This window comes from Limosilactobacillus coleohominis 101-4-CHN (assembly GCF_000161935.1).
Lineage (GTDB): Bacteria > Bacillota > Bacilli > Lactobacillales > Lactobacillaceae > Limosilactobacillus > Limosilactobacillus coleohominis_A.
This window is the reverse complement of sequence record NZ_GG698807.1, coordinates 79,088-91,218: the sequence shown is the minus strand read 5'-3', so window position 1 is coordinate 91,218 and position 12,131 is coordinate 79,088. Positions and strand designations below refer to the sequence as shown.

The following is a 12,131-nucleotide window of genomic DNA, read 5'->3' as shown; positions in this document are numbered from 1 at the left end:
AACTTAAAGCGAAATTGACTTCGCAAATGTTTTTGCTTTGATCTTGCGATCAAAGACCCCACACATTTGATTCGTCGAAACTTTATTCAGTTTTCAAAGGTCTACCTTGTTATCTACAAGAGTAAAATAACAATTTAATTCTAACACATCATCCGCTAACTGTCAATAGTCAATTTTTACAATTTAAAATTACTATCCAGACCTCTTTTAACAGACAACTATTATAGTTTACTAAACTATAATATTAATGTCAACAATAATTTTTGAATTTTGAAATTGGCATCTCGTTATCATTGCGACAACGGTTATATACTATAAATTACTCACCAGTGTTTGTCAACAAAATATCATAAACTTTTTAAGCTTTTTTCGATTTAGAAAATCAAGCTCAAATTCAAATATGAACTTTTAATCATTAAAAATGGCGATGCAAATAAGCAGCGCCATTTTATTCTAACTTAATTGATCTTTGTTCGATTTAACATTAGTGACGAAGTAACCACAGAAACAGAACTGAACGCCATTGCCAGCGCCGCTATCTCAGGACTTAAAACCAATCCAAAACCGGTAAATAACCCAGCCGCAATCGGAATGCCTACTACATTGTAAATTAGTGACCAGAAAAGGTTCAGTTTGATCCGATCAAAAGTCTTCCGACTGATTTCTAATGCCTTTACTACCCCTAAAAGATCATTTTGCACTAACACAATTTCTCCAGACTCAATCGCAATATCAGTTCCTGAACCCATCGCTATTCCAACGTCTGCTTTTGCTAACGCTGGCGCATCATTAATACCATCACCAACAAAAGCAACCTTGCCACTTTTTTGCTCCTGCGTTACATAGTCTGCCTTTTCGTTTGGTAATACTTCTGCAATTACCTTTTGAACTCCTACTTGTCGACCGATTGTCGCAGCCACCGTTTGGTTGTCACCCGTTAGCATCACAGTTCGTAACCCACGAGCATTTAATTTTTGAATTGCTTCAGCACTCGTCGGCTTAGGTGCATCTTGAATTGCAATTAGTCCCACTACTTGATTTTTTAGTGAAACGGCTACCACAGTCTTAGCTTCTGATTCAAGTTTCTTCCAACGTTCTTTCAAATCATTACTCAATTGAATGACCATCTCTCGACGACCAACAAATGCAAGTTCACCCTTAATCATTCCCTGAACTCCATGGCCGCGAACTGCTTTAAACTGATCGACCGGAGCAAATTGAACCTGTGTCTCCTTTGCTTTTCGAACGATCGCATCCGCTAACGGGTGTTCTGAAGCTTGCTCAAGACTCCCAGCAATGTGCAAAGTTAATCTTTGATCGCCAACTACATCCGTCACAACCGGTTTCCCAGTAGTAATTGTTCCAGTTTTATCGAAGATCACCGCTTTTAGTTGATCAACAACTTCTAAGGCTTGTCCTTCTTTAATTAAAACTCCTAACTTAGCCGCCCGTCCAGTTCCAACCATCAACGCAGTCGGGGTCGCTAACCCCAATGCACAGGGACAAGCAATCACAATTACCGATACCGCATACAGCATCGCCTGAACCAGTGAGGCATGCCAAAAAGTTATCCAAATTGTAAAAGTTAGAATCGCGATAATCAGGACTGTTGGAACAAAAAATTGCGAAATTTTGTCAGTCAAATTTTGAATTGGTGCCCGACTCGTCTGTGCCTTCTTCACCATTTCAACGATTTGCGCCAGCATGGTTCCCTGGCCCACCTTAGCAACACGCACTAACAAGCGTCCTTCACCATTGATAGTCGCGCCAACAACCTGATCGTCAGGTCGCTTACTAACCGGCATACTTTCTCCTGTAATCATGGATTCGTTAACTGTTGACGAACCGCTCGTTACAATCCCATCAAGGGGGATCTTTTCACCTGGTTTGACGAGAACTTCATCGCCAACTTTAACTTGTTCAATTGGAGTAGCGATATATTGACCGTTTTTATGAACTAAGGCGTGTTTAACCTGTAAATCCAGCAACTTTGCCAGCGCATTTGACGCCCGCTGATGCATCCGTTCTTCCATCAGATCACCGAGCAAAACAAAAACCGTAATGAAGGCAGCACTTTCAAAATAAACCGGCCGGCCTGTAGTCATGGCAAAAATGCTATACCCATAAGAAATCAGCGTTCCAATTGCAACTAGGGTGTTCATATTTGAATTGTGTCGCAAAAACGCTGCCCATGCGCTAACCCAGTACGGCCACGCACCAACAACCATAACTACTGTCGTCACTATAAATGCCATTACCTCATAGTGGGGAATCATGAAGTGGAAAGGCATCAAAATCATTTGAATTAACAATGGAAGACTGAATATCAAAGAAATCCAAAACCGTTTTTGTATGTTAAGTCGCATTATTTAACAACAACCTTTCCGTGAAACATATTCATCCCACAAGCAAAGTCAACGTCACCAGCTTGGTCAGTAGGGATATTGATACTAGTAACCTTTTGCTTTGTTAGATCACGATCGACTCCCAATTCATCAAAGACCACATGTGAGAGACAGGCGGTTGAATCCTTCATTTTAAAGTTAAGCGTTGCTGGAACTCCCTTTTTCAAAATAATGGTTTCTGGAGAGTATCCCCCTTTAACCACCACTGTTGCCTCTTGATGGTTATTTTGGGCTTGGGCAGTTTCAACCGCCTGTTCATGTTTACCAAAGAACCACCAAATAATTGTCCCAATTAATAGAACCGCAATCACTAAAATCATCATTGTTTGCATCGCTCTCGCCATCCTTTTTCGTTTACGCATGTAATCTTAATTTGTATTATTAGTCTAGTTCCAGTGTTTACGTTTGTCAACACTAAGCCAATAAAAAATGACCAAGCACCTGCTCAGTCATTCTCCTTCTATAAATAGTTATTAATTATTTTTGACCAGTTAATTCTTCAACTGATTTAAAGGTCCCCGCAAAAATGGTATCCAAATTTTGCTCAGGCGCTGTTTGTTGATAGTAAAGTGCTGTTGCTGCATAAGTTATCGGCAACCAAGCCACTACCCCAAGAAAAGCAACAATAAAACCGAACCAAATCCAGAAGTTAGTTGCTGTGTAAATACCATAGTAACCAAGGCCACCAAAGATGGCAAGCCAAACAACGATTGGCAGCACAATCGTGATAACTGCGATTAGCAATAAGTTCCACTTCAAACCACGCATAAACCGTTTGCTTGCCGTTAAAGCATGCCGCATTGATTGTCCTAGAAATTCAGGGCGCTGGTCATTATATAAGAAATAAGCTTGAGAGTACTGCAGTGACTTCCAGATCACCAAAAGCAAGTTCAACACCCGACAGGTAATAACGACCACCTGATTACGTGCAAAAATTCCTGCAATGATATCTAATGGAAGTGTCCACAGGAACATGAACAGGCCGATATACAATGCCAAACGCCATAGTTGGTTTTTGTTCAGTCGCTTATATTGCGCCCAAATACTCGTTGCCGTCACCTTGGTATCCGTGTTACGAAAACGGGCAACATACGCATATTGAATTGCCGCTTGAATAAATCCATAGAAAAAGTTCACTGCTAGCATGAGCACTAATGCAACCAACAATTCTAATAATGCTAGTCCAATCGCACCAGCTGAAGTCATCCCATACATAACCATCATGATGTTCATCATAATTGAACTGGCAATCCCTTGGAAAAAGAACATCAAGATTGCACTGAGGGCGATAAAAATAATAAAGAAACCACCCACTGGCCACAGAGCGTTAAAGTATTCGCCCTTCATGCTGGACTTTAATTCAGCAATAAAACCTTTTAAAGAAACTTTTTTCATTCTTTTCTCTCCTCTTAACATTTCGCAAAACTATGCTTTATCATAGCACAAGCTAACGAACTTAACATAACAAAACACGGCTGATTTCTCAACCGTGTCATGATTGTTTTAAATAAATTTCGTATTTTAATCACAATTACTTTCGCTGATCAGCGCAATACTTCGCTAGCCGCGTCATTGCTTCTTGGATTTTATCCAGCGCTGTCGCATAGCTAAAACGAATGTAATGTTCACCGCACTTACCAAAGTAAGAGCCTGGCGTTGCGGCTACTTTAGCTTTCTTAGCCATATCATAGGCAAGCTGCTCATCATCTTGGTCTAGAAAATCAGGAATCCGAGCAAAGATATAAAATGCTCCTTGAGGTGCCGTACACTGCCAACCCATCTTCGATAACGCTGACTTCATTACATCCCGACGTTTTATATATGCCTCTTCCATTGGTCGATAATCTTCACGGCCGTTTGTTAGAGCCTCTTTGGCTGCATCCTGAACAAAAGTGGATACGTCTGTCACCGCAAATGCATGAACCTTAAAGATATTCGCTACAACATCCTTTGGTGCCGCTAGGTAGCCAACTCGCCAGCCGGTCATTGCGTAGCTCTTAGAAAGTCCGTTGACGAGAATTGTCTGTTCCGGTAATGACTTGGTAATTGAAGCAGCTTGACCATCGTACCAAAGCTCACTGTAGATTTCATCCGCTAGAATAAAGATATTCTTGCCCCGTACTAAATCAGCAATTGCATCCAATTCCACTTGATTCATCGCCACTCCCGTTGGGTTAGATGGGTTAACTACCACAACGGCCTTAACCCGATCACCATACTTAGCCAAATAAGGTTTTAAAATTTCTGGAGTGAGGCGGAAGTTTGCAGGTGAAGTGTCGACTTCCACGGGCGTTCCGCCAGCGATGGCCACATCAGCAGTATAAATCGAAAACGTTGGTGTCGGCACTAATACAACATCACCCTGATTAACAATTGCATTCAATGCCGCAAACGCTCCTTCGGTGACCCCATTTGTCACCAAAATTTGCGTCTGAGGGTCATAATCAACTCCGGTCGTGTCCTTTAGATAGCCACTCACTGCTTTTAATAAGCCAGTCGTTCCACGTTGTGGAGCATAATGAGTATGATTATTCTCAATCGCTTGGATTCCCGCCTGTTTAATATGTTCCGGCGTATTGAAGTCCGGTTCACCAATCGTTAACTGAATAATGTCATCAATCGTGCTCGTAAATTGGGAAAAATCAAAAATCTTTTGACTCGGCACATTTTGTAACGAATCACGCATGTGTTTACTCATTTCAACCATTAATAACGACCCCCTCAGTAAAATAAATTATTAGCCACTAACTTTATTATAAAGCAAATCCTTTTTCGTTGACAAAAAAGGGCCTATAATTGACTAAAATCGTTTTATAAGTACTCTATCAGGAAAGGATGTCTTATTATGTGTACTGCAATGAGTTTTACTGTGGCTAATCATCATTATTTTGGCCGCAATCTGGATTTAGAAATATCATACGGCCAACAGGTGGTGATTACACCACGTAACAAGCCGTTCAATTTTCACGAAGTTGATGATCTTAATCAACATTATGCCTTGATAGGGGTTGCTGCTGTGATGAATGACTATCCCTTATACTTCGACGCTGCCAATGAGCACGGACTAGCAATGGGTGGCCTTAATTATCCTGACAATGCTTTCTACGCTGACAGCAAAGCTGGATACAAAAATGTTGCCTCCTTTGAATTAATACCATGGGTTTTAGGTCAATGTGCAACTGTTGATGAAGCTAAAAAATTATTAACGAATGTCAACGTTACTAACCGGCAATTCAGTCCTAACTTGCCTGCTTCTCCATTACACTGGTTAATCGCTGATCAAACATCCGCCATCGTCGTTGAAAGCGATCGCGATGGTGTCCATGTTTATGACGATCCCGTTGGTGTATTAACTAATAACCCTTCATTCCCCAAACAACTCTTCAACCTCAATAATTACCGTACTTTATCAGCTAACACCCTTGCCAACACATTTTCTGACCAAGTCAACTTAACTGATTACAGCCGTGGATTAGGTACTCGTAACCTCCCTGGCGGAATGGACGCTGAAAGTCGTTTTGTTCGGGCCACCTTTAATAAATACAATGCCAACTGGCCAGAGCATGATGAAATTGCCAACATTACTCAATTATTCCACGTGATGCACTCGGTCGAACAGCAAAGCGGTCTTGACCAAGTTGCAACTAACCCCGCTAAGTTTGAATACACAATTTACACGGTCGGCTATGATCTAGATAAGGGAAGCCTTTACTACACAACCTACACCAACAATCAAATCAACTGTGTGGATATGAATAAGGTCGACTTAGCTAGCCAGCAATTAACTTCTTACCCATTTATTAACCAACAAGCAATCAATCATGTGAACTAAAATCTAGAACACACGATCCACAAATAGGGTTCCAGCACTCGGTAAAACCGAACTTCTGGAACCCTATTTCGTTTTTTTATAAGATGGGCGACAATAATCGTGAGAAGTACTCTTTAAATTGGTGCCATCTGGTTTGTTGATCAAAGTATTCCGGCGTCAGACGTGTGGATTGTTGTAAATCTTGTTCAAATGCGTCCCGCAAGCGCTCCGCTAACTCATGACTATAAGTAAAGGCATTCACTTCAAAATTCAAACTAAAGCTTCGATAATCCATATTGGCTGAACCGACCGATGCTAAGGTGCCATCAGCCACCATGGTCTTGGCGTGAATAAAGCCATGATCATACTTATAAACTTTAACCCCGTTATTAACCAGGTACTTAGCATAATACTCCGTGGCCCGGTAAACAAATGGATGATCAGGTTTACATGGAATCATCACGCGCACGTCCACTCCACTATGGGCCGCAATGATTAACGCTTCTAGCACTGAAGGTTCCGGGATTAAGTACGGCGTTTGAATATAAACATACTGCGTTGCTCGACTAATGAGGTTTTCATACCCTCGCCGAATCGCAAATCGTTGATTATCCGGCCCTGATGAAACAATCTGCATTGGAACTAATTCATGATGTTGCATGTCTTCACTCGTTGGTCGCTTAATTGTAAAACTTCCTAAAGTATGATCTAGATTCATTTTGGGGAGTCGAGAACGTCGGCAACTAGTATTCCAGTCCATTGCGAACCGCACTTCCATAATCTGGGCTGCCTGACCAGCTACCCGCAGATGAGTATCCCGCCAATAACCAAACTTGGGGGCCAGACCGAGGTATTGATCACCAATATTAAAACCACCAATATAACCGACTTGATGATCAATAATTACTAACTTACGGTGTAAATGATAGTTCATCCGCGGGGTCATAAACCAATGTGCTGGAGCTGAAACGAATGGTTGGGCATCACCACCCAGTTCCCGTAAGTGCGCAAAAAAGCTTGGCTTTGTCCCACGCGAACCACTTGCATCATAGAGAACACGGACTTTAACCCCACGACTCGCAGCCTTTTCTAAAGCCTGTAAAACCCGGTTTCCTAAACCATCATCATAAAAAGTATAGTATTCCAGGCTAATCATGGAGTGAGCATGATTAAGATCATCAATTAGGTGTGCAAACTTAACGTGCCCGTCAGTAAATAATTCCACTTGATTATCAAACGTAATTAAAGATTCACTATTATTTAATAGTGCCTGGACCATCATCCGGTCCTTAGTATGTTTAACAGCCGCTGGTAAGAGACGATGCTTATTAATTAACCGGTGCTGTTTTTTTTAAAAGTGTTCTTGAACCTTTTGGTCTTCTGCACGCATCGTAAAAATATCGTTCTGGGAAAGCTGACGGCCAAAGATCAAATAAATAATAAAGCCAACTACCGGAAAGACCGTCAATACTAGCAACCATGCCCAGGTGGAAGCAATATCCCGGCGACTACGGAAAACCGTCCAAATCGCAAACCCAATATTAATCAGCCATAATACTTCGATTACTCGTCTAATGACATCCCATGTCCAAACCATTTTTCTGCTCCCTTCGGCTTGATTGAACCATTTGCAAAATAAAAGGCTGAGTTAAGACCCAGCCTTTTATTATTACTCATCAACATTAGTCGATGTCGTACTTTTCCTTATCCAACACATTTAACTTGTCGTCGAAGGTGTAAACAACTGGTTGGCCAGTTGCCATTTCCAAGTTCATGATGTCTTCATCAGAGATTTGTTCAATGTACTTGGAGAGCGCACGTAATGAGTTACCGTGTGCTGCAATAATAACGTTCTTGTTATCCAAAAGCTTTGGCGCAATTTCATCTTGCCACAATGGAATAACTCGTTCCAAAGTAACCTTTAAGTTTTCACCACCCGGAATTGCCCGTGGGTCTAAATTAGCGTAACGACGATCCTTAGCAGCAGAACCTTCGTCATCTGCCCCCAGCAATGGTGGCAAAACATCGTATGAACGACGCCAAATGTGGACTTGTTCGTCACCGTACTTTTCAGCAGCCTTCTTCTTATTGTGGCCTTGAAGTGCACCGTAGTGACGTTCGTTTAAACGCCACGTCTTAAATTCTGGGATCCAAAGTTGATCACATTCTTCAAGAGCGTAGTGCAGAGTCTTGATTGCCCGCTTCAAAACTGAAGTATAGGCGTAATCAAATTGCAAGCCATGTTCAGCAATCGCCTTACCAGCAGCCTTGGCTTGTTCAACACCCTTTTCACTTAAATCAACATCAACCCAACCAGTAAATTGGTTTGAAAGGTTCCATTCACTTTGACCGTGACGAATCAATACTAATTTAGCCATGTCCAATTGACCTCTTTCTTCTTAAATCTCGCAATAAAAATGCATTACCCCAATATTTTAATCCATTCGGAAATAAATTCCAATAGGTAGCAAGTGGTTGACCCAATTTTTATTTGCACCTGCTTACTAGAGTCCAGCTTTAGACCCAATATCATGGCGGTAATAGCATTGTTGTAAATGGCGTTGGTCAAGGTACTGGTAGACCTGATCATGTGCCACTTGCAAAGAGTCGGCCATCGAAAGAACCATCAATAGACGACCACCCGCACCTCGCAAATGGTTAAGATCACCCTTCACATTAGCATAGTCAATTACTACCCCGTCCATAGCCGGTAATTTTACTAGTGGTTGTCCATGAACAGGCTTTTGCGGATAGCCTTCCGCAGCAACTACAACCCCAAAGGTCGCTTGTTCACTAACCTGAATCTCAGGTAATGGCTCATCCTTTAATGCAGCATCAACTAATTCGTATAAATCCGTTGTTAAGCGGGGTAAAATAACTTGGGTTTCCGGATCCCCTAATCGAACGTTATACTCAATGACTTTCGGCCCTGCAACGGTCATGATTAAACCAATGTAAAGAATCCCATGGTAGTGATAGTTCCCAGCAACCAATCCCTGGACCGTGGGTTTTACTACTTCGTCAATCATCCGTTGATAATCATTTTTGGCTAATTGGGGGAGAGGACTATAAGCGCCCATTCCACCGGTATTTGGTCCCCGATCACCATCATAAGCTCGTTTATGATCTTGAGCCATTGGTAAAATCCGATAATGACCATTACTCAAGGCCAAAAAAAGTGAGTATTCAGGCCCCACCAAACATTCTTCGAGCACCAGTCGTGATTGACCATTGGCAAACATTTCTTCAACTGTTCTCACTGCTTCTGCACGATCCCGAACAATTACTACTCCTTTACCGCCTGCTAAACCATTTTCTTTAATGACTAATGGAAAACCAAATTCATCCAGCCCCTTTAGTGCCGCTGTTTGATCACGATAACCATGGTGTTTTGCCGTTGGAACCCCATAATGATCCATAAAATTCAAGGCATAATCTTTCGATCCTTCTAACTGGGCAGCGCGTGCGGTGGGACCGTAAATCTTGAGACCAGCCGCATGAAATTCATCAACAATTCCTTCCACAAGACTATCCTCAGGTCCCACAAAAGTCCAAGCAATCTCATGGGTCTTAGCAAAGTCAATCAATCGAGGAAAATCATTTTCTGCAATGTCAACTTGTTGGATACCTACAGATTCCATGCCGACATTGCCTGGAGCACAGTAAACCTGTTGCACATGGGTACTCTCTTGCAATTTCTTGGCAATGGCAAATTCACGACCACCTTCACCCACTACTAATACATTTTGTTGTTGCGTCATCCGGTTCTCCTTTTAACAAATCCTAGTGACGGAAATGGCGAACACCGGTTGTAACCATTGCGATGCCGTACTTATTCGCCATATCAATTGATTCTTGATCCCGAATAGACCCACCGGGTTGAACAACCGCTTTAATCCCATGTTGACCAGCAAATTCAATACAATCCCCAAACGGGAAGAAGGCGTCCGAAGCCATCACCGTTCGGTCATCAATGGCATCTCCAGCATGTTTGACCGCAATCTTTAATGAATCAATTCGATTTGGCTGTCCTTCACCAACCCCTAATGTACGTTCATCGTTAGCAACTACAATGGCGTTGGATTTAGCATGTTTAACCGCCTTCCAAGCAAACATCAACGATTGTAATTGACTTTCTGTTGGTTTCGCCTCAGTTACGCATTGCCAATCATGGGCATCTTCTTCTAAAACATCCTGATCCTGCGTTAGTAAACCACCCATGACAGACACAACTTCACGTTTAGTTGATTCATCTTTCTTAGTAAAATCAACCGTCAGTAGGCGAATATTTTTCTTTTTCGCTAATAATTGATAAGCATCATCATCAAAGCTTGGCGCAATCACGATTTCTAAGAAAATTTTATGCATGTGTTCCGCCGTTGCTAAATCAACTGGCCGGTTTAAGGCAATCACACCACCAAAAATTGATACTGAATCTGCTTGATAAGCACGCTGCCAAGCCTGTTCAATTGTCTGACCACGTCCAATTCCACATGGATTCATGTGTTTCATTGCAACAACGGTTGGTTGATCGAATTCGCGAATGCACCGTAACGCTTCATCTGCATCTTTGATGTTGTTATATGATAGCTTTTTTCCATGAAGTTGGTGGGCCGCCAAGACCGAGTAAGCCTTGGGTAGAGCATCTTCATACAACCAGGCCTGTTGATGTGAATTTTCTCCGTAACGCATCGTTTCTTTAAGGTCGTACGTTAACGTCAGCTTTTCCGGATCCGCTAATTCTTCTCGGTCGGTCAGGTATTGGGCAATCAGGGCATCATAGGCTGCTGTAGTTCGAAAGGCCTTGGCCGCTAATTGTGCGCGGGTTGCTAAAGTAGTTTCCCCACTTTGCTTAATTTCTGCTAGCACCTGATCGTAATCATTAATATCGGTGACTACGGTAACGTCACGGTAGTTCTTAGCAGCCGACCGCACCATCGATGGACCGCCAATATCGATATTTTCGATTGCTTCCGCTAAACTGACCCCTGCTTTTTCAATTGTTTGTTTGAATGGGTACAGGTTTACACATACCAAATCAATTGGGGTAATATGGTGTTCTTTCAGTGTCGCCATATGTTCAGGAACTTCACGCCGGGCCAATAGGCCACCATGAACGTACGGGTTCAGAGTCTTCACCCGACCATCCAAGATTTCAGAAAAATGGGTCACCTCTTCAATACTAATGGTTTTGATACCAGCATCGTCTAAAATTCGCTTGGTGCCGCCGGTCGAAACAATTTCAAAGTCATTCTCTGCTAATCCTTGAACAAATGGTACTAAATTTGTCTTATCAGAAACACTTACTAAGGCACGCTTCATTGGTAATCTACTCCTTTGTTGTTAATTGACTTAGAACCTGCTTAACTGCTTGGGGATACAGACGATGCTCCACTTCGTGCACCCGGTTTTCGAGTTCAGCTAGTGAATCATCTGAGTGGATTGGCACCCGCTCTTGCATGATAATCGGCCCCGTATCCAAGCCGCGATCAATAAAGTGTACGGTCACGCCAGTTTCAGAAGCTTGGTCGCGGTACGCCCGTTCAATCGAATGTAAGCCAGGATACTCCGGTAACCATGCGGGGTGTAAATTAATGATGCGTCTCTCATACTGATCCAAAATCGTCGCACCCACCACTCGCAAGTAACCAGCTAATAAAATCAAATCAATTTTTTGCGTCTGTAATAACTTTAAAAGCCGCTTTTCATAGGCTTCTTTTCCACCAGCTTCTTTAACCGTCCAACTGAATGCTGGAACATTCAAATGTTGTGCCCTTTTCATCACATAAGCGTCAGGATGATCACAAAATAGCAACACAACATTGCCGGCTAACTGGTGGTTTTGAAATTGCTTGGTTAATACTTCAAAATTAGTTCCGTTTCCGGAAGCAAAAATTGCCACTCTCATCGTCCAA

The 12,131-nt window shown here is 42.3% G+C and carries 9 protein-coding genes and 1 pseudogene; 1 reads left to right on the top strand and 9 read right to left on the bottom strand.

Annotated elements, in window-relative coordinates:
* Positions 1–458 precede the first annotated feature (458 nt).
* The 4 genes from HMPREF0501_RS08430 to HMPREF0501_RS08415 all read right to left on the bottom strand — a co-directional run bounded on the left by HMPREF0501_RS08430 (position 459) and on the right by HMPREF0501_RS08415 (position 5,112).
* Entirely contained in the window at positions 459–2,366 is a 1,908-nt protein-coding gene (locus HMPREF0501_RS08430) for a copper-translocating P-type ATPase (protein WP_006917590.1), read from the bottom strand.
* The gene (locus tag HMPREF0501_RS08425) at positions 2,366–2,737 is read right to left on the bottom strand and encodes a cupredoxin domain-containing protein (RefSeq protein ID WP_040456273.1); all 372 of its coding nucleotides are present in this window, start codon (positions 2,735–2,737) and stop codon (positions 2,366–2,368) included. The genes HMPREF0501_RS08430 and HMPREF0501_RS08425 overlap by 1 nt, the downstream gene beginning before the upstream one ends.
* Before the next feature lie 145 nt (positions 2,738–2,882).
* Positions 2,883–3,800, bottom strand: coding sequence for a hypothetical protein (locus HMPREF0501_RS08420; RefSeq protein WP_155801182.1), 918 nt, complete (start codon positions 3,798–3,800; stop codon positions 2,883–2,885).
* Positions 3,801–3,936: 136 nt separating this feature from the next.
* The gene (locus HMPREF0501_RS08415) at positions 3,937–5,112 is read right to left on the bottom strand and encodes a pyridoxal phosphate-dependent aminotransferase (protein WP_006917587.1); all 1,176 of its coding nucleotides are present in this window, start codon (positions 5,110–5,112) and stop codon (positions 3,937–3,939) included.
* A gap of 138 nt (positions 5,113–5,250) precedes the next feature.
* Between HMPREF0501_RS08415 and bsh the strand changes: the two genes are divergently transcribed.
* The gene (bsh, locus tag HMPREF0501_RS08410; protein WP_006917586.1) at positions 5,251–6,237 is read left to right on the top strand and encodes a choloylglycine hydrolase; all 987 of its coding nucleotides are present in this window, start codon (positions 5,251–5,253) and stop codon (positions 6,235–6,237) included.
* A gap of 76 nt (positions 6,238–6,313) precedes the next feature.
* Here the strand turns inward: bsh and cls are convergent.
* The 5 genes and pseudogenes from cls to purN all read right to left on the bottom strand — a co-directional run bounded on the left by cls (position 6,314) and on the right by purN (position 12,124).
* Positions 6,314–7,813 (bottom strand): annotated as a pseudogene (gene cls / locus HMPREF0501_RS08405) (cardiolipin synthase).
* 85 nt (positions 7,814–7,898) lie between these two features.
* Positions 7,899–8,594, bottom strand: a complete 696-nt coding sequence (locus HMPREF0501_RS08400; RefSeq protein WP_006917583.1) for a 2,3-diphosphoglycerate-dependent phosphoglycerate mutase — start codon at positions 8,592–8,594, stop codon at positions 7,899–7,901.
* Positions 8,595–8,720: 126 nt separating this feature from the next.
* Positions 8,721–9,977, bottom strand: a complete 1,257-nt coding sequence (gene purD, locus HMPREF0501_RS08395; protein ID WP_006917582.1) for a phosphoribosylamine--glycine ligase — start codon at positions 9,975–9,977, stop codon at positions 8,721–8,723.
* Positions 9,978–9,999: 22 nt separating this feature from the next.
* Positions 10,000–11,538: a bifunctional phosphoribosylaminoimidazolecarboxamide formyltransferase/IMP cyclohydrolase gene (purH, locus tag HMPREF0501_RS08390; RefSeq protein WP_006917581.1), complete on the bottom strand. Its 1,539-nt coding sequence runs from the start codon at positions 11,536–11,538 to the stop codon at positions 10,000–10,002.
* Between the two features lie 7 nt (positions 11,539–11,545).
* Positions 11,546–12,124 (bottom strand): phosphoribosylglycinamide formyltransferase, encoded by a 579-nt coding sequence (gene purN, locus HMPREF0501_RS08385; protein WP_040456270.1) that lies wholly within the window; start codon positions 12,122–12,124, stop codon positions 11,546–11,548.
* Positions 12,125–12,131: the final 7 nt, after the last annotated feature.